This window comes from Nocardia sp. NPDC020380, assembly GCF_044386975.1.
Taxonomy (GTDB): domain Bacteria; phylum Actinomycetota; class Actinomycetes; order Mycobacteriales; family Mycobacteriaceae; genus Nocardia.
On record NZ_JBIRVQ010000006.1, the window covers coordinates 145,152 to 169,350 of the forward strand.

30 protein-coding genes are annotated in these 24,199 nt (G+C 66.1%); 20 read left to right on the forward strand and 10 right to left on the reverse strand.

Annotated elements, in window-relative coordinates; translation table 11 throughout:
- Positions 1-167: 167 nt before the first annotated feature.
- The 4 genes from ACH438_RS17460 (at position 168) to ACH438_RS17475 (ending at position 3,992) form a co-directional block, all read left to right on the forward strand.
- Complete coding sequence (locus ACH438_RS17460; RefSeq protein WP_397006270.1) at positions 168-1,193, forward strand: ATP-binding cassette domain-containing protein; 1,026 nt, start codon at positions 168-170, stop codon at positions 1,191-1,193.
- Entirely contained in the window at positions 1,190-1,999 is an 810-nt protein-coding gene (locus ACH438_RS17465; protein WP_397006272.1) for an ABC transporter permease, read from the forward strand. Before ACH438_RS17460 ends, ACH438_RS17465 begins: the two co-directional genes overlap by 4 nt.
- Positions 1,996-2,853, forward strand: coding sequence for an ABC transporter permease (locus tag ACH438_RS17470; RefSeq protein WP_397006274.1), 858 nt, complete (start codon positions 1,996-1,998; stop codon positions 2,851-2,853). The genes ACH438_RS17465 and ACH438_RS17470 overlap by 4 nt, the downstream gene beginning before the upstream one ends.
- Before the next feature lie 110 nt (positions 2,854-2,963).
- Positions 2,964-3,992, forward strand: a complete 1,029-nt coding sequence (locus tag ACH438_RS17475; protein WP_397006277.1) for an SDR family oxidoreductase — start codon at positions 2,964-2,966, stop codon at positions 3,990-3,992.
- Between the two features lie 3 nt (positions 3,993-3,995).
- On the opposite strand, the gene ACH438_RS17480 is transcribed toward ACH438_RS17475, so the two are convergent.
- From ACH438_RS17480 to ACH438_RS17495, 4 genes are all read right to left on the reverse strand, one after another.
- Complete coding sequence (locus ACH438_RS17480) at positions 3,996-5,234, reverse strand: lycopene cyclase family protein (RefSeq protein ID WP_397006279.1); 1,239 nt, start codon at positions 5,232-5,234, stop codon at positions 3,996-3,998.
- A gap of 95 nt (positions 5,235-5,329) precedes the next feature.
- Entirely contained in the window at positions 5,330-5,806 is a 477-nt protein-coding gene (locus ACH438_RS17485) for a hotdog fold domain-containing protein (protein WP_397006281.1), read from the reverse strand.
- Positions 5,807-5,866: 60 nt separating this feature from the next.
- On the reverse strand, positions 5,867-6,175 hold the full coding sequence (locus ACH438_RS17490) for a type II toxin-antitoxin system PemK/MazF family toxin (RefSeq protein ID WP_397006283.1): 309 nt from the start codon (positions 6,173-6,175) through the stop codon (positions 5,867-5,869).
- Positions 6,172-6,384, reverse strand: coding sequence for a hypothetical protein (locus ACH438_RS17495; protein WP_397006285.1), 213 nt, complete (start codon positions 6,382-6,384; stop codon positions 6,172-6,174). The genes ACH438_RS17490 and ACH438_RS17495 overlap by 4 nt, the downstream gene beginning before the upstream one ends.
- Positions 6,385-6,929: 545 nt before the next feature.
- On the opposite strand from ACH438_RS17495, the gene rpsJ reads away from it, so the two are divergent.
- The 12 genes from rpsJ to ACH438_RS17555 all read left to right on the forward strand — a co-directional run bounded on the left by rpsJ (position 6,930) and on the right by ACH438_RS17555 (position 13,030).
- Entirely contained in the window at positions 6,930-7,235 is a 306-nt protein-coding gene (rpsJ, locus tag ACH438_RS17500) for a 30S ribosomal protein S10 (RefSeq protein ID WP_003938093.1), read from the forward strand.
- A 14-nt stretch (positions 7,236-7,249) separates the two neighbouring features.
- A complete protein-coding gene (rplC, locus tag ACH438_RS17505) occupies positions 7,250-7,915 on the forward strand; it encodes a 50S ribosomal protein L3 (protein ID WP_397006287.1) in 666 nt (221 codons plus the stop codon).
- Entirely contained in the window at positions 7,912-8,583 is a 672-nt protein-coding gene (gene rplD / locus ACH438_RS17510; protein ID WP_397006289.1) for a 50S ribosomal protein L4, read from the forward strand. The genes rplC and rplD overlap by 4 nt, the downstream gene beginning before the upstream one ends.
- On the forward strand, positions 8,580-8,885 hold the full coding sequence (gene rplW / locus ACH438_RS17515; protein WP_067712168.1) for a 50S ribosomal protein L23: 306 nt from the start codon (positions 8,580-8,582) through the stop codon (positions 8,883-8,885). The genes rplD and rplW overlap by 4 nt, the downstream gene beginning before the upstream one ends.
- A gap of 33 nt (positions 8,886-8,918) precedes the next feature.
- Positions 8,919-9,749, forward strand: coding sequence for a 50S ribosomal protein L2 (gene rplB, locus ACH438_RS17520; RefSeq protein ID WP_397006291.1), 831 nt, complete (start codon positions 8,919-8,921; stop codon positions 9,747-9,749).
- Between the two features lie 14 nt (positions 9,750-9,763).
- Positions 9,764-10,045 carry a 30S ribosomal protein S19 gene (gene rpsS, locus ACH438_RS17525; RefSeq protein WP_040804204.1) on the forward strand — a complete coding sequence of 94 codons (282 nt, stop codon included), beginning with the start codon at positions 9,764-9,766 and terminating at the stop codon, positions 10,043-10,045.
- Entirely contained in the window at positions 10,042-10,443 is a 402-nt protein-coding gene (rplV, locus tag ACH438_RS17530; protein WP_397006294.1) for a 50S ribosomal protein L22, read from the forward strand. The genes rpsS and rplV overlap by 4 nt, the downstream gene beginning before the upstream one ends.
- Positions 10,444-11,256, forward strand: a complete 813-nt coding sequence (gene rpsC / locus ACH438_RS17535; protein ID WP_397006296.1) for a 30S ribosomal protein S3 — start codon at positions 10,444-10,446, stop codon at positions 11,254-11,256.
- Between the two features lie 3 nt (positions 11,257-11,259).
- On the forward strand, positions 11,260-11,676 hold the full coding sequence (rplP, locus tag ACH438_RS17540) for a 50S ribosomal protein L16 (protein ID WP_397006298.1): 417 nt from the start codon (positions 11,260-11,262) through the stop codon (positions 11,674-11,676).
- Positions 11,676-11,915 carry a 50S ribosomal protein L29 gene (rpmC, locus tag ACH438_RS17545; RefSeq protein ID WP_397006300.1) on the forward strand — a complete coding sequence of 80 codons (240 nt, stop codon included), beginning with the start codon at positions 11,676-11,678 and terminating at the stop codon, positions 11,913-11,915. Before rplP ends, rpmC begins: the two co-directional genes overlap by 1 nt.
- Positions 11,912-12,208, forward strand: a complete 297-nt coding sequence (rpsQ, locus tag ACH438_RS17550) for a 30S ribosomal protein S17 (RefSeq protein ID WP_397006301.1) — start codon at positions 11,912-11,914, stop codon at positions 12,206-12,208. The genes rpmC and rpsQ overlap by 4 nt, the downstream gene beginning before the upstream one ends.
- A 285-nt stretch (positions 12,209-12,493) precedes the next feature.
- Complete coding sequence (locus tag ACH438_RS17555) at positions 12,494-13,030, forward strand: hypothetical protein (protein ID WP_397006303.1); 537 nt, start codon at positions 12,494-12,496, stop codon at positions 13,028-13,030.
- A gap of 60 nt (positions 13,031-13,090) precedes the next feature.
- Here the strand turns inward: ACH438_RS17555 and ACH438_RS17560 are convergent, their stop codons facing one another.
- From ACH438_RS17560 to ACH438_RS17580, 5 genes are read right to left on the reverse strand one after another with little or no spacing between them, the layout of a single operon-like run.
- The gene (locus ACH438_RS17560) at positions 13,091-13,468 is read right to left on the reverse strand and encodes a hypothetical protein (protein ID WP_397006305.1); all 378 of its coding nucleotides are present in this window, start codon (positions 13,466-13,468) and stop codon (positions 13,091-13,093) included.
- Positions 13,465-14,784 carry a hypothetical protein gene (locus tag ACH438_RS17565; protein ID WP_397006307.1) on the reverse strand — a complete coding sequence of 440 codons (1,320 nt, stop codon included), beginning with the start codon at positions 14,782-14,784 and terminating at the stop codon, positions 13,465-13,467. Before ACH438_RS17565 ends, ACH438_RS17560 begins: the two co-directional genes overlap by 4 nt.
- Before the next feature lies 1 nt (position 14,785).
- Positions 14,786-15,085, reverse strand: coding sequence for a WXG100 family type VII secretion target (locus ACH438_RS17570; protein WP_397006309.1), 300 nt, complete (start codon positions 15,083-15,085; stop codon positions 14,786-14,788).
- On the reverse strand, positions 15,082-15,405 hold the full coding sequence (locus tag ACH438_RS17575) for a WXG100 family type VII secretion target (RefSeq protein WP_397006311.1): 324 nt from the start codon (positions 15,403-15,405) through the stop codon (positions 15,082-15,084). Before ACH438_RS17575 ends, ACH438_RS17570 begins: the two co-directional genes overlap by 4 nt.
- A gap of 46 nt (positions 15,406-15,451) precedes the next feature.
- Positions 15,452-16,123, reverse strand: a complete 672-nt coding sequence (locus ACH438_RS17580) for a TetR/AcrR family transcriptional regulator (protein WP_397006313.1) — start codon at positions 16,121-16,123, stop codon at positions 15,452-15,454.
- A 144-nt stretch (positions 16,124-16,267) separates the two neighbouring features.
- Between ACH438_RS17580 and ACH438_RS17585 the strand changes: the two genes are divergently transcribed.
- Both ACH438_RS17585 and ACH438_RS17590 read left to right on the forward strand, forming a co-directional pair.
- On the forward strand, positions 16,268-18,325 hold the full coding sequence (locus tag ACH438_RS17585; protein ID WP_397006315.1) for a CocE/NonD family hydrolase: 2,058 nt from the start codon (positions 16,268-16,270) through the stop codon (positions 18,323-18,325).
- A gap of 138 nt (positions 18,326-18,463) precedes the next feature.
- Entirely contained in the window at positions 18,464-21,787 is a 3,324-nt protein-coding gene (locus ACH438_RS17590) for an FAD/NAD(P)-binding protein (protein WP_397006317.1), read from the forward strand.
- 91 nt (positions 21,788-21,878) lie between these two features.
- On the opposite strand, the gene ACH438_RS17595 is transcribed toward ACH438_RS17590, so the two are convergent.
- On the reverse strand, positions 21,879-22,298 hold the full coding sequence (locus ACH438_RS17595; protein WP_397006319.1) for a DUF5997 family protein: 420 nt from the start codon (positions 22,296-22,298) through the stop codon (positions 21,879-21,881).
- 60 nt (positions 22,299-22,358) lie between these two features.
- Here ACH438_RS17595 and ACH438_RS17600 point away from each other — a divergent pair, with 60 nt between their 5' ends.
- Both ACH438_RS17600 and ACH438_RS17605 read left to right on the forward strand, forming a co-directional pair.
- Positions 22,359-23,372, forward strand: a complete 1,014-nt coding sequence (locus ACH438_RS17600; protein WP_397006321.1) for a LysR family transcriptional regulator — start codon at positions 22,359-22,361, stop codon at positions 23,370-23,372.
- A 268-nt stretch (positions 23,373-23,640) separates the two neighbouring features.
- Complete coding sequence (locus tag ACH438_RS17605; RefSeq protein WP_397006323.1) at positions 23,641-24,171, forward strand: EXLDI protein; 531 nt, start codon at positions 23,641-23,643, stop codon at positions 24,169-24,171.
- Positions 24,172-24,199 lie beyond the last annotated feature (28 nt).

Sequence of the window (24,199 nt, forward strand, 5' to 3'; positions counted from 1 at the left end):
TGACCAAGGACACGTTTGCCCAATAACTGCTTTGGCGAAGGAAAGGTCCCGTTCCAGACTCGCCTGTAACATCACGGCCGACGGTGTGGATCATCCCGGGAGGGATGTGGGGACCCGTCCGACGGGGCGTCAGAAAATCGTGCCCGCCCAGCAATAGTGGAGAGTTGATGCCGAGCTTGGACAGACCGGATTCGAAAACGCCGCACCCGGAAACCGGCGTCGGAGACCCGGCCGTATATGTCGAAGACGTCCGCAAGTCATTCGGCGAGGTGCACGCCTTGCGCGGCATCTCCTTCACCGCCGACCGCGGCCGCGTACTCGGCATCCTCGGGCCCAACGGCGCCGGCAAGACCACCACGGTCAAGATCCTCTCCACCCTGCTGCGCCCCGACTCCGGCATCGCCCGCGTCGCCGGGCACGACGTCCGCAAGGACCCCGCGGCGGTCCGGCGATCCATCATGATGACCGGACAGTTCGCCGCCCTTGACGAAAATCTCTCCGGCCGCGAGAACCTCGAACTCTTCGGCCGCCTCATGGGCCTCGGCCGCAAGGACGCCCGTCGCCGCGCCGACACCCTGCTCGAGGAATTCGATCTCACCGGCGCCGGCCGCCGCGCCGTCCGCCACTACTCCGGCGGCATGCGCCGCCGCGTCGACATCGCCTGCGGGCTCGTCGTCCGGCCCGAGGTCGTCTTCCTCGACGAACCCACCACCGGCCTGGATCCCCGCAGCCGCCAAGGCGTGTGGGACCTCGTCACCGCCCTCAAGAACCAGGGCATCACCGTCCTGCTGACCACGCAGTACCTCGAAGAGGCCGACGTGCTCAGCGACAACATCATCGTCATCGACAAGGGCACCGTCATCGCCGAAGGCACCGCCGACGCCCTCAAGCAGAAGACCGGCGGCAGCTACTGCGAGATCGTGCCGCTCGACCCGACCCAGCTGAGCCGTGTCGCCGAGGCGCTCGGCGATCTGGTGCCGGCCGCGGTCCTCGCGGATATCGGTGGCCACGACCGGCTTTCGATCCCCGCGCCGGACGGGGCCGCCACCCTGTCCGACGCGCTACGCCGGCTCGACGGCGTCGGCATCGAACTCGCCGACATCGGGCTGCGGCGGCCCTCTTTGGACGACGTATTCCTTTCCCTCACAGGGCATTCCGGCACTCCGGAAATCGAAGCGGGAGAGTCGCAATGAGCGCCCCCGCGACCACCGCCGCCGACCTCTTCACCGACGTCCCCCCCACCCGGCCCAACAGCTTCGCGCAGTGGCGGGCGCTCACCGGGCGCATCGTCTGGGTCATGGCCACCAAGGGCGAACTCGTCGTCGCGGCCATCACACCGCTGGTGTTCGCCGTCGGCTTCTACCTGCCGCTCAAATTCGTCATGCAGGTCAAGGGCATTCACTACGCGCAGTACGTCATGCCGATCATCGTGCTGCAGACCATGTCCTTCACCATGATGTCGAACGCGCAGCTTGCCGCATTCGAGACCTTGACCGGACTCAATATGCGCATGCAGACCATGCCGATCGGCAAACTGGTGCCACTGCTGTCCCGCTTGTCCGCGGGCCTGGTGCGGTCGGTGACCTCGCTGGCCGCCGCCATCGGCTGGGGCTACATGATCGGCTTCCGATTCATCGCCGGTCCGGGACAGGCCGTGCTGTTCTGTGCGTTCTCGCTGCTGGTCGGCACCGTGCTGGCGATCGGGGCGGACGGACTCGGATCGCTCACGAAGAGTCCCGAATCCCTCAGTCAGGCGCTGACCCTGCCCACGCTCATCTTCGGCATGCTGTCCTGCGGATTCGTTCCGGAAGCCGGTTTCCCGGAGTGGATTCGGCCGTTCGCCCGTAATCAGCCCATCTCGCAGTTCTCCTACGCGCTGCGTGACATGGCCCAGGGCGGCGTGACATGGCATGTGTTCTGGGTGCCGCTCGTCTGGCTGATCGGCCTCGCGGTCGTATTCCTGCCGATGGCGGTCTGGGCGAGTGTGAGGCGATCATGACCACAGTCGAGGCCGGTGTGGCCGAAAAGGATTGGGCCGGATACCAGCCGCTGCCCGAGGTGAAGCCGCGCTCCGAGCGGACGATCGGGATCTGGGCGGAGCAGACCCTCATCCAGACCAAGCGGTTGCTGATCGGGTGGTCCAGGGACCCCGCTACCGCGGTCCAGGCCCTCATCTACCCGGCCCTCACATTGCTCATGTTCCATGTGGTGCTGGGCGATACGATCAGCTCCGTCACCGGAATCCCCGCCGTCTACGGGCAGGTGCCGATGGTCATGCTGGTCGCGGCCATGTCCGGATCCGTGATCAGCGCGCTCGGATTCAAGGCGGAGAAGGCGACCGGACTGCTCGGCCGCTTCTACACCATGCCCACCCACCGGGCCGCCGGCTTCACCGGACGCCTGCTGGCCGAGGCCATCCGCGTACTCGTCACCACGCTGTTCGTGCTCATCGTGGGGATCTGCCTCGGCTTCCGATTCTGGTACGGGCCGGGCGGCGCCATCGGCATGATATTGATGCCGGTCTTCTTCGGCATCGGATTCGCGGTGCTGGTCACGGCGCTCGCCACCCTCTCCGACGGTGTCGTGCTGGTATCGGTGGTCGGCATCATCAGCAATCTGCTGATGTTCTTCAACTCCGGCTTCGTGCCCGTGTACGCGTATCCGCGGTGGCTGCAGAAGGTCGTCGAGAACCAGCCGATGAGCACCACCATCGACGCCATGCGCGGGCTCGCCTACGACGGGCCGATCTTCACGCCGCTGTGGAAGACGCTCGCCTGGGTGCTCGGCACCATCGTCATATTCGCCTACCCCGCGATCCGCGGTTACCGCCGCGCCGCCGAGACGGGCGCGTAGCTCACTCCGATTGCCTCGGCGATCCGCACCTACTGTGCGGATCGCCGAAATACGCGCGCCCCGACCGTGGTACGGGCGGAATGCGTGTTGTGTCACGTTAAGGTGGCCGCATGGCTTACCTGGTTACCGGGGCAACTGGGTTCATCGGTCGGTTTCTCGTCCCCGAACTTCTGCGTCGAGGCGAAGACGTCCATGTACTCGTGCGCCCCGGCGAAGACTCCGTGCTCCGCTTCAACCGGTGCCTCCGCACCTGGGGACCGACCGGTCGCGTCCGACCGGTCCGCGGCGACCTCGGCGCACCCGGACTCGGCATCGACCCGGGCTGGATTGCCGCACAGCGCGGTTCGATCGACCACGTCTTCCACCTCGCCGGCGGCTACGACACCGCCGGCCCCGCCGGCGGCACCCGCCGCGTCACCGAACTCGCCGCCGCCGTGGAAGCGGGCCGCCTGCACCATGTTTCGACCGTGCAGGTCGCCGGCTCCTGGGACGGCATGTTCACCGAGGACACCACCGAGGTCGGCCAGGTCCTCGCCACCCCGTACCAGCGCGCCATGCTGCAGGCCGAACACGCCGTGCGCGAACAGGCCGCCGTGCCGTGGCGCATCTACCGGCCGTCCATCATCATCGGCCACTCCCGCACCGGCGAGATCGACCGCATCGACGGGCCCTACTACTTCTTCCGGCTGCTGCGCATGGCCGCGCAACTGCCGCGCATCCTGCCCGTCGTCGCACCCAAGCTCGGCGAAACCAACCTGGTCCCGGTCGATTTCGTGACCCGCGCCCTCGACCACATCGCGCACCGCGCCGGCGGCGACAACACCACCTACCACCTGGTCGACCCGCGCCGGCAAACCGTCGCCGAGGTCTTCAACCTCTTCGCCGACGAAGCGGGCGCACCGCATCTGGTCGAGGTCATGCCCAAGCAGACCCTCGACCTCACCCTCCGCGTCCCCGGCATGGGCTGGGCGCTGCGCCAGGTCGGCGTCCCCACCGACCTCATCGAGCACACCCAGCTCAGCTGCCATCTCGACGCGCGCCACACCGCCGCCGCCTTGGCCGGCACCGATATCCGGGTCCCGCCGCTGGAGGCCTACGCGCCCATCATCTGGAAGTACTGGATCGAAAACTGGGTGTGACCGCTAGGGCGTGGCCGAGTCCTCGTGACGGGAATCCTCGTGCCGGGAAAGCGAAGTCCCGCCCGCGGGCGTCGGCCGCGGATACTCCCACCCCACCCACCGATTCCGGTTGGTCCACCCGACCAGATCGAACCGCCACCGGAACGGCCACGTCCGCGCCACCGTCATGAACAGCGCCGACCCCAGCGCGGTGTAATCGTCGTGCGCCGACAACAGTGCCCGCTGCTGCCGCGGCGGCCGCGTGAAGAACGCCTCGAACATGGCGATCGACTGTGCGGTGGTGAGCCGCCCCAGCCCGTACACGCCCCGCATCCGCATCCAATAGACGAGTCGCGCCTCCCACGGCCACATCGCCTCGATCGGATCCTTCCCCTGCCGAATGGCCTCCACCGCCGTATCCACCAGCGAAAGCGAATCCGCCACACAGTATCCCGTGATCGGATGCATCATCCCGCCCCGCGACCCGAACGGAATCACCTGCCCCCGCCCGGCTTTCGGCGGCATCTGATCCAGCGGATAATGCGCCGCCTCGGTAGGTTCATCCCCCCGTAATGTAATCCCATGCGCGGCAAGCCGATTCAACGTCCGCCGCCGCAATTCATGCTGCGGCATCCCACCCCGCAACCCGAGACTGGTCTCCTCGAAAATGACCGTCCCATCCCCGAGCGGCACGGAATAAAGGAACGACGGCGGCTCATCGGGCCCTGCCCCATTCTCCGCCCGCCAATCCAAAAGCAGCCCCTGCCCCTCGCTCACCATCGGCGCCGCAATGTCTTCATCCACGAAAATCCCATGCGCACTGGCAGTCCGCCGCGCCCCTGGCGCGCCCTGCCCTCGCGTATCGATGACGGTCGCAGCCCGAACCTCGGTCCCATCGCCCAACTCCACCCGATGCGCCTCGACAGTCCGGGCTCGCCCAGCAATAACGGTCGCATCATCCAGCGGCACCGAATCGAACAGCCCTTGCTTCGACAGCACGCAATAAGGCCGAGGAATCCGATGCTCACTCGTGGTCCACACCACCGGCGCCTCGATCCGGCTCGCAATCGCCGTGCGCGGCAACCACTCCGGCAATTCATCGATCCAGCACGAGTAAGTGGGCCCCCAAAGCCGCTCGGGCCGCGGATCCACCGCGACAACCCGCATCCCCGCCACCATCGCCCGATGCGCCAACGCCCGCCCCGTAGGCCCGAGCCCCACCACACACACGTCGGCCGCCCCGCCGACCTCCCGGCCACTCATACCCGCATCCAACCAGCCCGGCCCCTACGTCCGCCAGCACCGCCCCGGCCCCGCGCGGACGGCAAAAGGGCCCGGCATTCCGGGCCCGTCCGCGGCTACTTCGGGGTGACCCAGGTGGTGATGTCGGCGTGGACTACCTCGAGGCCGGACTTGTCGTAGATGGAGACGGGGACGATCAGGTCCTGGCCTTCGGTGATCTTGTCGAAGTCGGGGAGTTCGGGGAGTTTGGCTACGGCGCGGAGGCTGGAGTTGGCCTTGGCGAGGTATTGGACATTCATGGATTTGGGGATCCAGCGGTGGGTGCCGGGGACGGTGGCCTCGGAGAGCATGCCCATGGCGACCTCGGCGAGGTTGCAGGCCGCGATGGCGTGGAAGGTGCCCAGGTGGTTGTGGATGCCGAACCACTTGGGGGCCGTGACCTCGCACAGGCCGGGTTCGAGGCGCACCACGCTGGGCAGCACGGTGCCGAAGTAGGGGACCCGCGCGACCATGCCGAGGGAGAACAAGGTGTGGCCGATGCGGTTGTCGGGAAGCTTCTTCCAGCCGCGGTAGGTGGCGGTCTCTTTGGTCATGCCGCCGATCTTACTCAGAAGTAAGTTCAGCGGAAGGAGCTGCTCGACACGATGTCCGCCTCAGGGGAGATTCAGCAAACGGCGTAGCGCCCTGTCGACGCTGTCCATGACGTCCTCGCTCACCGTGAACAGCAAATCTCGTAGATTCTCGGGGTTGACGCGAGAAACGTTCAAGCACTTCGCGTACAGGCCGTCTCCGACCGCAACGCTCAGGGACAGGGCGACGTTTTCGCTGATCGGCATCACATCGGTTATGTCGATGCATACGCACGCACCTTCGGCGTTGACCGGGTCGGCGCTGACCACAAGCACGTTCCGTATCCGGCCGATCGCCTGGTAGGCGCGAACTTCACCGCGAGCATGGCTCAAGATCGAAACTCCTCCATCTCCGCTTCGCGGTCTTCGTGGGAAATGAACGCGCCGGGCACCTTTCGCTCGGCGGCCAGTTCCATGCGGACGGCCGCGCGCAGCAGGGCCTCTTCGCACACCTTCGCCACCCATGCGGACACGTTGCCGTTCGCTTCGGCTTTGATTGCGTCGGTTAGGTCGTCCGGCAGCCGGACGGTCATCTTCGCCATACTTCTGAGCCTACCCAGCGTCCGACAGATGCGCCGGTGTTTGCCGGCCTTGCAATCACCTCGCTGGGCTGCGGCGGTGGTGCCGGATGGGCTGGGCGAGCGGATCACCCCGCGCGGTGGTTGTGACCAGGGCCATCGGCCGTGGGCGGGGGAGGGGGTCCGATTTGAAGTCGGCCCTGCGCTCGAGGCATACTGTTCGGGTTGCCCACACCGAGTTGTGTCTATTCCATTGGAAAGATGCAGGTCGTGGGTGAGTATGACCCAATTTTGCACCCCGCTGATAGCGGCGTGGGTGCGTCCGGGACAATGTTCCGAGGCCATAGCGGATTTACTCCGGGGCCGAGGAATGAGCGGCGGAGCGACACGCCCGACCGCGTGGACCGGATGAACCATGACAGATGAACAGCGGCGATGGATCGGGCCCAGGTGGCCGGTCGTGTGGTGGCTGATGCGTCTTCGTGTGTTCGGGCTGTGCAAATGAGGGTGGTCTGAGAGGGCAATAGCCTTTTTGGCCCACAACGCAAGCGGAGAAAAGGACACTCAGCGTGGCGGGACAGAAGATCCGCATCAGGCTCAAGGCCTACGACCATGAGGCGATCGACGCGTCTGCGCGCAAGATCGTCGAGACGGTGACCCGTACCGGCGCCCGTGTCGTCGGACCGGTGCCGTTGCCGACCGAAAAGAACGTGTACTGCGTCATCCGTTCGCCGCATAAGTACAAGGATTCGCGCGAACACTTCGAGATGCGCACCCACAAGCGGCTTATCGACATCCTCGACCCGACGCCGAAGACGGTTGACGCCCTGATGCGCATCGACCTGCCGGCCAGTGTCGACGTCAACATTCAGTGACGGGGACTTCGAATATGACTGACAACAAGACTCGTCCGGCCGCGGGCATCCTGGGCACCAAGCTCGGCATGACCCAGGTCTTCGACGAAAAGAACCGCGTCGTTCCCGTGACCGTCATCAAGGCGGGCCCGAACGTCGTTACCCAGATCCGCACGGTCGAGCGCGACGGCTATTCCGCCGTCCAGGTCGCCTATGGCGCCATCGACCCGCGCAAGGTGAACAAGCCGGTCTCCGGCCAGTTCACCAAGGCCGGTGTCACCCCGCGCCGCCACATCGCCGAGATCCGTCTCGCCGATGTCGCCGGCATCGAGGTCGGCCAGGAGATCAACGCCGATGCTTTCGAGGCCGGCGGCTACGTCGACGTGACCGGCACCTCCAAGGGCAAGGGCTTCGCGGGCACCATGAAGCGTCACGGCTTCAAGGGCCAGGGTGCTTCGCACGGTGCGCAGGCCGTGCACCGTCGTCCGGGCTCCATCGGTGGTTGCTCCACCCCGGGTCGCGTGTTCAAGGGCATGCGCATGTCGGGCCGCATGGGTAACGACCGTGTGACCACGCAGAACCTCTCGGTCCACAAGGTGGATGCCGAGAACGGCCTGCTGCTGATCAAGGGCGCGATCCCGGGCCGCACCGGCGGCATCGTGGTCGTCAAGAGTGCAGTGAAGGGTGGTGCCCGGGCATGAGCACCGAGACCAAGACCAACCTGACGCTCACGGTCAAGGCCGCTGGCGGCAAGACCGAGGGCACCGTCGAGCTCCCCGCGGAGATCTTCGACGTGACCGCGAACATCGCGTTGATGCACCAGGTCGTCGTGGCCCAGCAGGCCGCGGCTCGCCAGGGCACGCACGCCACCAAGACCCGCGGTGAAGTCCGCGGTGGTGGCAAGAAGCCGTACCGCCAGAAGGGCACCGGCCGTGCGCGTCAGGGTTCGACCCGTGCGCCGCAGTTCGCCGGCGGTGGCACCGTCCACGGCCCGCAGCCGCGCGACTACACCCAGCGCCTGCCCAAGAAGATGAAGGTTGCCGCCCTGCGTGGCGCCCTGTCGGACCGGGCGCGCAACGAGCGCATCCACGTGATCACCGAACTGGTTGCGGGACAGACCCCGTCGACCAAGGTGGCCAAGTCCTTCCTGGCCGAGATCTCGGACCGGAAGAACATCCTGGTCGTCGTCGGTCGTGAAGATGTCACCGCGTGGAAGAGCGTGGCGAACCTGCAGAACGTGCACCCGATCGCCCCTGATCAGCTGAACACCTACGACGTTCTCAAGAGCGACGAGGTCATCTTCAGCGTCGAGGCGCTCAACGCCTTCGTGCACGGCCCTGCCGAAGCTGCACAGGAGGAGAGCAAGTGACCACCATCGCCGACCCGCGCGACATTCTGCTGGCGCCGGTGATCTCCGAGAAGTCCTACGGACTGATCGAGGAGGGCACCTACACCTTCATCGTGCACCCGGACTCGAACAAGACGCAGATCAAGATTGCCGTCGAGAAGGTTTTCGGCGTCAAGGTGACCAGCGTCAACACCGCCAATCGTCAGGGCAAGCGCAAGCGGACCCGCTTCGGTTATGGCACGCGTAAGAGCACCAAGCGCGCGCTCGTGACCATCTCGGCCGACAGCAAGCCCATCGAGATCTTCGGAGGCCCGGTCGCGTAAGCGGGCGGACATCCAGAAAGTAGAGAAGAACTCATGGCAATCCGTAAGTACAAGCCCACGACCCCGGGTCGCCGCGGCGCATCGGTCTCGGACTTCGCCGAGATCACCCGCTCGACCCCCGAGAAGTCGCTGCTGCGTCCGCTCACCAAGACCGGTGGCCGTAACGCGCAGGGCCGCATCACCACTCGTCACAAGGGTGGCGGCCACAAGCGCGCCTACCGTCTGATCGACTTCCGTCGGCTGGACAAGGACGGCATCCCGGCCAAGGTCGCGCACATCGAGTACGACCCGAACCGCACCGCCAATATCGCTCTGCTGCACTTCGCGGACGGCGAGAAGCGCTACATCATCGCGCCGAAGGGCATTGCCCAGGGCACGAAGATCGAGTCGGGCACCGGCGCGGACATCAAGCCCGGCAACAACCTGCCGCTGCGCTCGATCCCGACCGGTACCACCATCCACGCGGTGGAGCTGCGTCCCGGTGGCGGCGCCAAGCTGGCCCGTGCGGCCGGCATGAGCATCCAGCTGCTGGGTAAGGAAGGCCAGTACGCCGTGCTGCGTATGCCTTCCGGTGAGATCCGTCGTGTCGACGTGCGCTGCCGCGCCACCGTCGGCGAGGTCGGCAACGCCGAGCAGTCGAACATCAACTGGGGCAAGGCCGGCCGTATGCGGTGGAAGGGCGTTCGCCCGACCGTCCGTGGTGTGGTCATGAACCCGGTCGATCACCCGCACGGTGGTGGTGAGGGTAAGACCTCCGGTGGTCGCCACCCGGTCTCCCCGTGGGGCAAGCCCGAGGGCCGTACCCGTAAGCCCAACCGTCCCAGCGACAAGCTCATCGTCCGCCGCCGCGGCAAGAAGCGTTAAGGAGGAGGTTAAAGATGCCACGTAGCCTGAAGAAGGGCCCGTTCGTCGACGGACACCTCCTCAAGAAGGTGGACGTCCAGAACGAGAAGGGCACGAAGCAGGTCATCAAGACCTGGTCGCGTCGTTCCACCATCATTCCCGACTTCATCGGTCACACGTTCTCGGTCCACGACGGCCGCAAGCACGTGCCGGTGTTCGTGTCGGAGAACATGGTTGGACACAAGCTCGGTGAATTCGCGCCGACTCGCACGTTCAAGAGCCACGTCAAGGAAGATCGGAAGAGCAAGCGGCGATGAGCACTGAAACTCAGAACCCGACCGCGCGCGCGACCGCCAAGCACGTTCGCGTGACGCCGATGAAGGCGCGTCGTGTCGTGGACATGGTCCGTGGCCGTCGTGTCGAGGATGCGCTGAACATCCTGAAGTTCGCGCCGCAGGCCGCGAGCGAACCGGTCGCGAAGGTTGTCGCCTCGGCGGCCGCCAACGCCGAGAACAACCTCGGCCTGAACCCGGCCACCCTGGTCATCTCGACGGCGTATGTCGACGAGGGCGCGACCATGAAGCGTTTCCAGCCGCGGGCCCAGGGCCGCGCGTTCCGGATCCGCAAGCGCACCAGCCACATCACCATCGAGGTCGAGAGCGTGCCCACCGCCGGCGCTGCCACTCGTAGCCGCCGGAAGGGAGGGGCAAAGTAAATGGGACAGAAGATCAATCCCCATGGCTTCCGCCTCGGTATCACCACCGACTGGAAGTCGCGTTGGTACGCCGACAAGCAGTACAAGGAATACGTCGGCGAAGACGTCCAGATCCGCAAGCTCCTCGCCACCGGCATGGAGCGGGCCGGCATCTCGAAGGTCGAGATCGAGCGCACCCGTGACCGTGTGCGTGTGGATATCCACACCGCGCGTCCGGGCATCGTGATCGGTCGCCGTGGCGCCGAGGCCGACCGTATTCGTGCCGAGCTGGAGAAGCTCACCAAGAAGCAGGTGCAGCTGAACATCCTCGAGGTCAAGAACCCCGAGTCGGATGCGCAGCTCGTTGCTCAGGGTGTTGCCGAGCAGCTGTCGAACCGTGTGGCGTTCCGTCGCGCGATGCGTAAGGCCATCCAGTCGGCCATGCGTTCGCCGAACGTCAAGGGCATCCGTGTGCAGTGCTCGGGCCGCCTCGGTGGCGCCGAAATGTCGCGCTCGGAGTTCTACCGTGAGGGTCGCGTGCCGCTGCACACCCTGCGTGCGGACATCGACTACGGCCTGTACGAGGCCAAGACCACCTTCGGCCGTATCGGCGTGAAGGTCTGGATCTACAAGGGCGACATCGTCGGTGGCAAGCGTGAGGTCACTGCCGCCGCCGCGCCGTCCGGTGATCGTGATCGTCGCGAGCGTCGTGAGCGTCCGAGCCGTCCGCGTCGCTCGGGTGCCCAGGGCACCACTGCGACCAGCACCGAGGCCGGCCGGGCCGCTACCGCCGTTGCGGAGGCGCCGGCTCCGGCAGAAAATCAGGAGGGCTGACCAATGTTGATGCCCCGCAAGGTCAAGCACCGTAAGCAGCATCACCCGAAGCGCTCTGGCATGTCCAAGGGCGGCACCGCGGTTTCGTTCGGCGAGTTCGGCATTCAGGCCCTGGAGCCGGCCTACGTGACGAACCGTCAGATCGAGTCGGCGCGTATTGCGATGACCCGCCACATCAAGCGTGGCGGCAAGGTCTGGATCAACATCTACCCGGACCGTCCTATCACCAAGAAGCCGGCCGAAACCCGCATGGGTTCCGGTAAGGGTTCGCCGGAGTGGTGGATCGCGAACGTGAAGCCCGGTCGGGTCATGTTCGAGTTGTCCTACCCGAACGAGGAGACCGCTCGTGAGGCCCTGCGCCGCGCGATGCACAAGCTCCCGATGAAGTGCAGGATCGTGACGCGAGAGGAGCAGTTCTGATGGCTACCGGAACTCCGGCTGCAGAGCTGCGCGAGCTGACCGCTGAGGAGCTCGTCGCGAAACTGCGTGAAGGCAAGGAAGAGCTGTTCAACCTGCGCTTCCAGATGGCGACCGGCCAGTTGCAGAACAACCGGCGCCTGCGTGTGGTCCGTCACGAGATCGCCCGTATTTACACGGTCATGCGTGAGCGCGAGCTCGGCCTGGCCTCCGGTCCTGAAGGCAAGGGAGACGCCGCATGAGCGACGTAAAGGGCCCGGCCAAGACGCCGGCCAAGCAGGAGGAACGCGGTCAGCGCAAGGTGCGCATCGGCTACGTCGTCTCCGACAAGATGACCAAGACCATCGTGGTCGAGCTGGAAGATCGTGTGAAGCACAAGCTTTACGGCAAGATCATCCGCACCACCTCGAAGGTCAAGGCCCACGACGAGAACGAGGTTGCCGGTGTCGGCGACCGCGTGCAGCTGATGGAGACCCGTCCGCTGTCCGCCACCAAGCGGTGGCGTCTGGTCGAGGTCCTGGAGAAGGCCAAGTAAGCCTGCTCCACGACTTGATCGAGTCATGACACTGGCCCGCTTCCTTTCCGGAAGCGGGCCAGTGTGTTTCGTGGTGGACCCGCCCTCCTTTCCGGGGGCGGGTCCTTCGCATATTTCTTGCGGGTTCGTCACTCGCATGCGGGCACTCGTCCAAGTGTGATGAAACTGAAACTCTATATGTCCAAACAGGATTGGCGTGTCGCCCGCGCGACGCATTAGCCTGAACGGGCTATGAGGGATGCTGCAACAACTTCGGGAGCCTGGCGGACGGACGACGGCGAAGCGGTGACTTTCCGCGATGCCGCAGTGGCATGGGCACTGGCCGCCCACGAAGTCCTGGTCGAATCCGCTTCCGGCTACGGTCATTTCGTCACCATCAATGAACTCGCCGAGCGCATCCAAGAGATGTCCGGCATCCGCACCGACGCCCCCACCCGCACCTGGATGGACGCCATCCTCCGCAAGGTGGCCCGCCGCTGCCACAACGCCGGCGAGCCGCCCCTGACGGCCCTGTGCGTCAAGCAGAACCACAAGGTGAGCGACAGCTACAAATACGTCCTCGAACTGGCCCACCTCCCCATCCCCGCCGACCTCGAGGTCCACGCCGCCTACGCCCGCTGGCAGTGTTACGCCGCCTACGGCGCCGACATCCCCGCCGACGGCGGCATCCCCCCACTCATCCCCCGCAACGGCGGCGCCCCCCTCCGCGTCACCTCCACCACCCCCGCCTCCACCCCCAAACCAGACCCCGAAGCCCGCAAAGCAGTCTGCACCAACTGCTTCACCGAACTCCCCGCCAACGGCGTCTGCTACTACTGCTGATTCGAAACCCCAATGCCCACTCCCGAATTCGGCGGTGGGCATTTTGCCGTCACGGGAACCTCAGTCGGTGAGCTGGAACTCGGGATCCTTGTCGGTCCAGATCCGCACCTTGCCCCAGTCGCCTTCGGCGGTATAGGCGCCCGCGTCGTTCGTGAGCGCATCGATATTGCCGAGGTCCTCCTCGCCGGCGGCATCGGTGTATTCGCGAAGCGATTTCGAGATCCACTCGGTGCGAGAGACATCGGGGAAGATCAGCTGTCCCCGCACGTAGCAATACTGTTCGCCCGGTAGCGGATCGTGGTAGCCCGGGCTCTCCGGTGTGAGCACGGCTTCGAGCGAGAACCTGAACTCGTTGGGCAGCTCGGAGATTCCGAGAACATAGCTGTCCTCGAGATAGACGCCGCTCAGTGCGGGATAATCGGTGTAATCGCGCGTCACTGGAGATCCCAATCGATCGGTGTGTGGTTGGCTGGGCTCTTGCGGGTGACGGCATTCCCGAACGGATCCGTCCGCTGTCCGTCGGCGTCGCGGATCTCCACATGCGGTTTCTCGCTACCTGGTGCGCGCGAGCTGCCCTGCTTGATCGTCATTCGGACAACACCGTTTTCGTCAGAGTACTTGACCGGGCCGTTCTCGGATTGCGACCTCACCCAGCCCTGATCCCGCGCGAATTGTTCCAGCTCGCTGGCCTTCGGGACATGGTCGTCCTTGAAGAGACTGCCGAGTTCACTGGTCGTCCGGCTCTCCACGACGGCTGCGTCGGCACCGGACTCCACGTCTATGACCTTGGCGGGGAGTTGGGCGAGTTTGTCGAGGTCGGTGCTGGTGGTGGCGAGGGCGTCGGTTTCTTCGGCTGCGGCGGTGAGGGTTTCGTAGAGTTTGCTGGATTCGATGGCGTTCTTGATGAGGGCTGCGGTGTCGGTGATGTTCTCGGCGGCTTTGGCGGCGGCTGCGGCGTCGACTATCAGGCCTATGCCGGCGGTGATGAAGGTGGCGACTATGGAGACGGCGATGCTGGCCGCGATCATTTCGGCCAGTTCGTCGATGAAGTGCTTGATCTGGTTGCGGAGGTCGGTGAGGCGGCTGCGGTGGTTGTGGCAGTCGGCTTCGAGGGTGGTGGCGGCCAATTCGATGCTGCGGGCCGCGGAACTGAGGGTGGTGAGGTGGCCGAGGATATCGGGGACCTCGGGAGAGTCCATGCCGTTGATGAGGGAGGCGGCCGCGCCGATGGTGAGCTGGGATTCGGCTATGGCCGGGGATTGGGCGAAGGCGTGCCAGGCCTGGGCGGCCTTGTCGAGTTTGTCGGTGTCGCCGTCCGGGACCGGAATGCCGATCTTTTCGAGCAGATTGGGGATATCGGTTTCGAGGCCGCGGCCGGGTCCGCCAGCGGCTGGCGCGCCCACCCAGCAGAGGGGAACGGGGGATTCCGGGGTCGGCGGCTTCACCGGGGCAGCGCCCTTGGCGGTGTTCGTATCGGCTTGGTAGTCGGCCAGGGCGTGGTTGTAGCCCGCGAGCGCGACCAAACCCGCATAGTAGCGGAGGGTTTGGGCCAGTTTGCGTGTGTTGTCGGTGGCGTTGGCGGACTTGGAGTCGTAGGCGGCGGCCCACTGTTTGGCGTGATCGGTGGTGCCCGCCATGGACCCGGTACCGGCCAGGCTCTGGGTGAGTGTGGTTGCCGCGGTGTCGATATCGTCGCCGAGCTTGGACAGTCGCTCGGCGGTATCGGCATACGCCTGCGGGTTGACCGCAACCATGTCACTGCCCGCCGAACATCTTGGTGTTGGCGGTTATTGCGTTGGTGTACTGGGTGTGGGCGTTGCGGGCGGCGGTGGTCATGTCTGAGACGCCGGTGGTGAAAAGTTGTGCGGCTTTGGACCATTCGGCGTGGGCTTGGCGGTGGGCTTCGGCGGCGGTGCCGGTCCAGGGGCCGGTGTGGAGGGTGGTGATTTTTTGGTCGAGGGTGGCGAGGTGGTCGGTGAGGTAGGTGGTGAGGTTGGCGAGTTTGGTTATTACCTCGTCGAGGTGGGGGAGGTCTACTTCGAATTCGCCGGTCATGGGAGGTCCAGGGTGGTGAATTCGGTGGCGAATCGGGTGTCTTGGGTGGTGTAGGTGTCGGCGGTGACGCCCAGGGCTCGGGCGAGGGTGGTGAGGGTGTTCAGGATTTCGGTGCCGCTGGTGTGGACTTCGGACCAGCCGTCGGCGAAGCTGTCGGCTGCGGTGCCGGTCCAGGATTTGCCGGTCAGGGCGTCGACTTCGCGGGCTGCGGAGGTGAGGGCCTGGCGGAGGGTGCCGGCCAGGTCGTAGGCGTAGGCGCCTATGGCTCGGACGTCGTCGGGGACGACGGAGAGGGTGGGGCCGGCCTCGCCTTCGGTCATGGAGCGGGATGCTATCACCGCTGATCAGTGGGGGTATTGGGTTGCGTCAGTTCGCAGTCGTGGGCCAGTTGGGGGTGCCGAAGAGGGCGAGGGTGAAGGCGTGGAGGTGGGGGAGGAGGGTGGGGAGGGCGTGGGGGCCGGTGAGTTGGAGGCAGTCGCGGATGCGGTCGTCGATGGCGCCGATGAGGGATTCGAAGACTTCGGGTGGGAGGTCGGCGGGGATGTCGCCCTGAGTGCGGCCGATGTTGAACGCCGCCTGCATGCGTTGGGCCAGGCGGGTTTTCATGCGGCGGCGTTGTTCGGCGACGGTGGGGCCGGCGACCAGGCATTCGAGGTGGAGGGCGCGGGCGCAGTAGTCGTTGTCGGTGAGGGTGCGCAGGTATTCGCGCAGGGTGGTGTGGATGAGGGTGCGCCAGTCGGTGTGCGGGACGTCGCGGACGCTCTCGTCGAGGTAACCGGTGACCAGGTCGACGGCGGCGTCGAAGGCGGCGGAGAAACAGTCGTCGCGGCCGCGGAACTGCTGGTAGAAGGTGCGCCGGGAGACGTTGGCGCGGGCCACGATATCGGCGACGGTGGTGTTGGTGTAGCCGCGTTCGGCGACGGCCTCGAGGACGCCCATGTACATGCGCATGCGCTGGGAGTGCACGACATCCGCGGGGTCGAGCCCGTGTGTGCCGCGCGGTAGTCGGCGGCGGTCGATGCCGGTTTCCAATCCCATTCTTCGAGCATAGTGATCGCCGTCATGTGATCTACTGCACAAAATCCCGAAATGTCTGAGACAGATTGTGCACGCACCCAACTATGGGTACGCCAGTGTTTGCAAGCCGTGCGTCCTGGGCAAGGGTCGCCGGAAGGGGTCCGCATGATGGGGAGATTCCGTAAAGCTCTGGCCAGGTCCGCCGTCTTATCGGTGGCCTTGGCCCTGACCGCACTCTGGGTGACGCCGGCCGCGCACGCCGACACCCCGCCGGATGGTGGCGAACTCGCCGCCTCTTGGCTCGCCGCACACGACGGCCCCGCCAAGTACCCGGGCCGCTACCCGGGCGAGGTGCACATCGATTTCGACGTCCCGATCACCATGAGCGACGGTACGGTTCTGAAGGCCAATATCTATCGCCCCGTGGACGCGAACGGCGTACCGGTGACCGCGCCGCTGCCGACCATCGTCAACCTCACCCCGTACACGAAGTTCGCGTCCTGGCTGGCCGATGTGGCGCTGTCGGTGCCCGTGCTGTCGGACGCGCTGATCCAGCTGGTCAATTCGATCGACCTGACCGGCACGCCGCTGCAGTCGCTCACCGACCTCACCCGCGCGCTGAGTGGCGGCGCCGCACGAGGTTTCGGCGCCGACCGCAAGCTGATCCAGCAGGGCTACACGCAGATCGTGGTCGATGTGCGCGGCACCGGTTATTCGCAGGGCACCTGGCAGTTCTTCCAATCCCGGGAAACCCAGGACACTTCCGAGGTGATCGACTGGGCCGCGAATCAGCCGTGGTCCGACGGCAATATCGGCATGAACGGCATCTCGTATTCGGGCATCAATCAATACCTGGCCGCCGAGCAGAATCCGCCGCATCTGAAGGCGATCTTCCCGGTGGAGGGCAGCACCGATGTGGTCGGCGATGTCGCGGCTCCCGGTGGCGGACTGGGCCTTTTCGCGCCCGTGTATATCGCCGCCGTGGACGCCCTCAAGAATATCCCGGACCCGGTGGGCCTGCTGCTGGGCCATCTGGACCCGAAGTGGCTGCTGGACCGCATCAGCACCCCGTTCGAATTCTTCGACTACATCCTGATGGCGCTGGTCCCGGACGTGAGTCAGCTACCCGAGCCGCTGCGTAAACAGCTGGAACCGGGCAGTCCGCTGCGAAATGCGTTCACCGACAGTCATCCCGAGCGCATTCATGTGCCGACCTTCGCGTACGGCGGCTGGCAGGACATCTTCGCCCCGTCGAGTTCGATGGTCTATGACCGGCTTCCGCTGCCGCCGGAGCAGAAGAAGCTGATCATGGGCAATACGTATCACGCGAATCCGGGTTCCGGTTTCGGTAATCCGGGTCGTCCGCCGCGCCTGGATGTCTTGCAAATGGCCTGGTACGACAAGTGGCTCAAGGGCATCGACAACGGCATCGACAAATACGGCCCAGTGGTGTTGTGGCAGCAGGGCGGTTGGTTCGTCAGCCAGCAGGGCTTCGCGAAGCAGGATGCCGACTATCGGCGGGTCTATCTGTCCGCGGCCCGAAGTGGCACGGCGAACAGCGTCTACGACGGTTCCCTGTCCGCGCAGGCCCCGGATGCTCCCGCGCAGCTGACGGTTTCGCCATTGCAGGGTGCGACGGCCTTGTGCTCGCGGGATTCCGCGGTGGAGTCCGCGGGTGCCTTGTCGATTCTCCCTTTCTGCGCCGAGGACGACCGCATTCACGAACTGGGCGGCCTGACCTTCACGAGCGCCCCGGTGTCGGAGGCCACCACCATCTCCGGCCCGATCACCGCGCACCTGAACACCATGTACGACACCTCGGAGGGCTACTGGTCCGTCACGCTGAACGATGTTGCGCCGGACGGTCGTTCGACGGTGCTGGCGAGCGGTCAGCTGACCGCGTCCCTGCGTGCCGTGGACGAGTCGAAGAGCAAGAAGGACGCCGCCGGCGACTACACGGAGACGGCCTACAAGCTGACCTTGGCGGACCGGCAGCCCCTGGTTCCGGGTCAGCCGACGGTGCTGGATATCGCGGTGAACCCGGTGGACGCGGTGCTGCAGCCGGGTCATCGGGTGCGAATCGATGTGTACGCCAGCAACTTCCCGCGCGGCGTGCTGCTGCCACCGCTGCTGGTGGAGAGCCGGCTCGCGCCGCAGCATCTGATGCTGGATCCGGACGAGCCGAGTTTCGTGAATCTGCCGTTGAGCCGCGAACTGGACTGATCGTCCAGGGGTTACCGACCTTTCGGGTAAACGAGGCATTCCATACCACGCGTTCTTGAGGAGAATTCGGGGCGCTGCTAGCCTCGGCATCGCGTTCGCAATCGGGCGAACTGATTCGAGCTCGATCGGTGAAATTGAATGCTCGACAATGTGTTGCGCGTCGCCGTCGTAGGTATGGGTCCTCGTGGCCTCAATGTTTTCGAACGTATTTGCGCCAATGCCCGGCAACTGGGATTCACCGCGGGCGTGGAGCTGATTCTGCTCGATGCGAAAAGAGTCGGCACCGGGGCGGTCTGGCGGACCGATCAGTCGCCCCACCTGCTGATGAACACTGTTTCGGAGCAGGTCACCATATTCACCGACGATACGGTCGAAATGGCTGGGCCCGTGGACCGCGGGCCCAGCTTATTCGAATGGTCGGATTTCCTGGCCAAGATCGGCAACTTCGCCGGCCTCCCCGGATCGGCCTATCAGGAAGCCCTCGGTATCCGGCCGGACACCTATCCGCCGCGCTACTACTACGGCCATTATCTGCGCTGGGCTTTCGAAAGAACCCGGGACAGATACGCGGAATGGGTGCACGTCCGCGAAATCGTGGCTACGGCAGTGGATGTGCGCGACGGCCCGACCGGCCTGCAGGACCTGCAGTTGAGTACCGGGGAATGGATACGCGGCCTGCACGCGGTCGTCCTGACCCAAGGGCACCTGGGGGAGACCCCGACCGAAGCGCCCGGCTCCCTGCCGGATGCGGCCCGCCGCGCGAGCCTCGCGCATATCCCGCCCGCCAATGCCGCCGATATCGACATCGACCGGATTCCGGAGCGGCTGCCGGTCCTGATGCGCGGCCTGGGCCTCACCTTCTTCGACTATCTGGTCCTGCTGACGGTCGGCCGCGGCGGCCGTTTCAAGGAATCCGATTGCGGCCTGGAGTATGTCGCGTCCGGCCGGGAACCGATGGTGATCGCCGGCTGCCGCCGCGGCGTCCCGCATCACGCGCGCGGCGAGAACGAGAAGGGCGTGGACGGCCGCCACACGCCACTCCTGCTGACTCCCGCGCGGATCGCCGGATTGCAGCGGCGCGCAAGGGATCACGGTGACTTGTCCTTCCGTGACGATGTGTGGCCGCTGATCGCCCGCGAGGTCGAATCGGTGTACTACTCGGCGCTCATCGCCGACCGCACCAGCCCGCGCGCCCTGCAGGTCTTCCGCGAGCTGTACCTGGCCGCCCCCACCGCCCGCGTCACCGAGGAGATCCTCGCCGCCAACGGTATCCGCCAGCGCTGGGATTGGGAGACGCTCACCGATCCGGCCCGCGGCCGCCGCTTCCCCGATCCGGCCGCTTTCCAGGAATGGCTGCTCGACTATCTGGACGCCGATGTGCGCCAGGCGAATCTGGGCAATGTGCACGGCCCGGTGAAGGCGGCCCTGGATGTCCTGCGTGACCTGCGCAACGAGGTCCGGCTGGTGGTCGATCACGGCGGTATCGCGGGTTCGTCGTATCGCGATGACCTGGATCGCTGGTACACGCCGATGAACGCCTTCCTGTCCATCGGCCCGCCCGCCCAGCGCATCGCCGAACTGGCGGCCCTGATCCGCGCCGGCATCGTGCGCGTCGTGGGTCCGGGCATGCGGGTCGGCGTGGATGCCGAACTGGGTTGTTTCACCGCGGAGTCACCGCGTGTGGACGGTTCCCGCGCCATGAGCGGTGTCCTCGTGGACGCGTTCCTCCCGGCGCCGGATCTGCGCCGCACCTCGGATCGCCTGCTGCGCAATCTGTTCGATCGCGGCCAGGTGCACGGCTACGAGATCCGTTCGCCCGACGGCACCGCGTACGTCACCGGCGGGCTCACCATCGCCCCGCAATCCCATCACCTGGTGGACGCCGATCACCGAATCCACCCGCGCCGCTACGCATTCGGCGTGCCGACGGAGGCCGTACGCTGGGTGACGGCGGCCGGCCCGCGCCCCGGCGTCAATTCGGTCACCCTCGCGGACGGTGATGCCATCGCCCGCGAGATCCTCACCGCCCACCGCTACGAGCCGGCGGTGAATTCCACGGAAAGACAGGACGATATGACACACGACAGCGGTCTGTTCGCTCCGGTGAGTGTCGGTGCGCCGGTGGAAGCCCTGCTGAGCGATGACGCCTGGATCGCCGCCATGTCCGATGTGGAGCTGGCCCTGGCCCGCGCGGAGGCCGGGCTGGGCATGGTGCCCGCCGGCGTCGTCGAGCACATGGCGGAAGCGCTGCGCGAGCACGCCTTCGACGCCCGGGCACTGGCGCGGGCCTCGCGGGGTGCGGCCAATCCGGTGGTGAGCTTCGTGGAGGAACTGCACGTCGCGGTCGCCGAGGTCGATCCGGTGAGCGCCAACTACGTCCATTACGGGTCGACGAGCCAGGACATCCTGGATACGGCCACCATGCTCATCGCCTCCCGCGTGCTGGGCGTGATCATCGACGACCTGGAGCACGTCGTCGTCTCGCTCGCCGAGCTGGCCCGGCGGCATCGCACCACACCGATCGCGGCCAGGACCCTCGCCATGCACGCGGTGCCGACGACCTTCGGCGCGAAGGTCGCGGTGTGGATGCAGGGCCTGCTCGACGCCCGGGACCGCCTCTTGCAGGTTCGTGCCGGTCTCCCGGTCCAATTGGGCGGGGCCGCAGGCACTCTGGCCTCATACATCGAATGCGCCCGCTGCGCGGAGTCGGACCTGTCCGAGGCGTCCACCGGCGAGATCATGGACCGCCTCACGGCCGGATTCGCGGCGGAACTGTCCCTGTCGGTGAGCGCCACCCCATGGCACACGATCCGCACCCCCATCGCCGACCTCGCCTCCGCCCTGGCCCTCACCTCGGGCGTGCTCGGCAAGCTGGCGGTCGACGTGATCTCCCAGTCCCGCACCGAAATAGCCGAGCTGACCGAACCGGCCGCTCCCGGTCGCGGCGAATCATCGGCCATGCCCCAGAAGCGGAACCCGGTGCTCAGCACCATGATTCGCGCGGCATCGCTGCAGGTCCCGGCCCTCGCCTGCACCCTCTTCGGCACCCTGGTGGCGGAGGACGAACGCCCGGCCGGCGCCTGGCACGCCGAATGGCAGCCCCTGCGAGATTGCCTGCTCCTGGTAGGCGGCGCGGCTCACACCGCGGTCGAGCTCGCCGAGGGCCTGACCGCCGACGCCGACCGCATGCGCGAAAACCTGGCGCTCACCGAAGGCCAACTGGTCTCCGAACGCCTCTCGATCCGCCTGGCCCCTCTACTCGGCAAGCCCACAGCCAAGAAAACCCTCCAGGCGGCATCCTTCGAATCCCACGCGACCTCCCGCCCCTTGGCCGACGTCCTCGCCGAATCCCCCGACGTAGCAACCCATCTCACCAAGCCCGAACTCAACGACCTCCTCCGCCCGGAAAACTACCTGGGCGCAGCCCCCGACCTGGTCGACAGAGTCCTCCGCCGCCTCTAACCCCCCGGGTTCTCCGTCGAGTGGCACATGAGGGACGGGTCTTCTCGCGTTTTGCGGACCTGGTGTGCCACTCGGCTCCGAGGCCGGAGGATTACTTGCCGAACCGGTTCTTGGCGGGCCGGTTGGTGGCTGCGCGGCGGGCGGCTTCCTTCTCCTTGACGCGGTCGGCTTCCTTGCGGACGTTGACCAGGTTCTCGCGTTCGCGGAGGAGCCATTCGGGCGGGTCGGCGAGCAGGCCGTCGATTTCGGCGGCGGTGAGGGCGTCGCCGATGCCGTTGCGGGCCAGGCCGGTGTTGGTGATGCCGAGTTTGCGGGCCACCACATCACGGGGGAAGGGGCCATTCTGGCGCAGGTCCTGCAGCCATTGCGGCGGGTTGGTGCGCAGCTCTTCGAGCTGGGCACGGGTGATGGGTGAGTTCCGGAATTCCTCGGGGGTTGCCGGGAGATAGATGTCGAGCTTGTTGGCCGCGGTCAGCGGCTTCATGTTCTGGGGGTTCTTGTCCGGGCTCACCGATCAAGGGTATCGGGCGGGGCGGGCGGGACGGACTGCGCGGTGCAATAACCTGGGGACATGAGCGGTCAGGGCCCGGAAGAGACGGCGAGCGGTACCGGTGGCGAGGCGGTGCCCGCGCCGGGTGAGGCGGTATCCGGCCGGTTCGCGGCGATCGATGTGCAGCGGTTGCGCTGGTTCGTCGCGGTTGCGGAGGAATTGCACTTCGCGCGGGCGGCCCGTGACCTCGGGATCGCCCGGCAGCGGCTGAGCCGGACGGTCATCGAGCTGGAGGAGGAGCTCGGCACGAAGCTGTTCGTGCCGGGTGCGCAGCCGACGGAGCTGGCGGAGTCCGGCCGGGAGCTGCTGGCCGCGGCGAAGGAGCTGATCGCCGCGGCCGAGGCGGCGGAACCCGAACCCGTCGATGACGGCGGCGAGCGCCTGCGCGTGGGTTTCGTCCCGGGCGTGACGGTGACCAAGTGGGAGCGGATCTGGGCCGATCGTTTCCCGGATATCCGCCTGCACCTGGTGAATGTGCCCATGGCGGAACAGGAATCGGCGCTGCGTGAGGGGCGCGTGGACATGTGCTTCGTGCGCCTGCCCATCGACCGCGAGGGCATGAACGCGATCCCGCTCTACCGTGAGGTGCCGGTCGTGGTGGTGCCGAAGGATCACCCGATCTCCCTGTTCGATCAGGTGAGCACCGCCGATCTGGCCGATGAGCGGATGCAGGATGCCGCCGATCTGGATGAGGCGGCCATGACCATGGAATTGGTGGCGGCCGTGAGCGGCGCCGCCATCGTGCCGCATTCGATTGCGCGCCTGCATCATCGGAAGGATCTGGTCTATCGCACCATGACCGATGTGCCGGAGACGGAGATCGCGCTGGCCTGGCCCGCGGCGAGTACCGGTGATCTGGTGGAGGAGTTCGTCGGGGTGGTGCGCGGGCGTTCGGCGAACAGTTCGCGGGCGCCGCAGGTCCGCACGCCGGAGCGGAGTGCGAAGCAGCCGGTGCGCAAGCAGTCCGGGAAGCCGGCCGCGAAGCAGGGTGGTAAGGCGGCGGCGAAGAAGCCGGGTAAGCGGCGCGGCCGCTAGTCGCATGCCGGTCCGCCTTCCGGCGTATCGGGGCTGGTCACGCGGGTCCGTCTCCAGGTGGAGGCGGGCCTTTCGCGTTTCAGGGGGAATTCAGGGTGTTCTCGGGGTTGCGCTATACGTATACGTCTACTTATAGTCTTCTCATGGGGTGGCATCGAGCACCCTGAATCACGAAAGCCGTTGCGGCACAGCTGATCATGGCCGCGAGATACCGGTGTTGTACACACGCATGCCCACATGCGCATTTCAAGATGAATTGGAGCACGTCATGGACGACATCCAGAACCCCGGCGCGGAGGACGCGCGACCCACCACCGCGCTGGTGCAGGACGCACTGCCCGACGGCATGCGGGAAATCCAGGTCCGGGTCGGTCCCGCCGGTCACCGCGTCCAGCGGTTCATCGGCAAGGAGCTCGGCGAATCGCAGCGCTTCAATGGTGAAGGCGCCGAAGTGATCCGGGTGTATCAGAGCCGCAAGGGCAAGCTGGTCGTGCACCGCCACATCGTGGAGTGGGCGGACTTCACCGCCTCCACCAAGCAGGCCTATCAGGAGAAGAAGGACGAATTCCTGATCGCCCGCCGCGCCTCGACCACCTCGGACTTCTCCGTACTCACCGACTGGGCCAAAGGTTTCAAGGACTGGCGCGAACTGCTCGGTCTCGGTGACGACGGGGCCGGGGACTTCACGCTCGAAATCGTCGACTCCCTGGAGGAGTTGCGGGACCGGATTCCCGCCAAGGTCTACCGCATCGTCGCCGATGTGGTGGAGAACCCGTCCACGCAGTTTCTCGATATCTGAATAGCGCGGCCGAAACCCTGAAAGGACT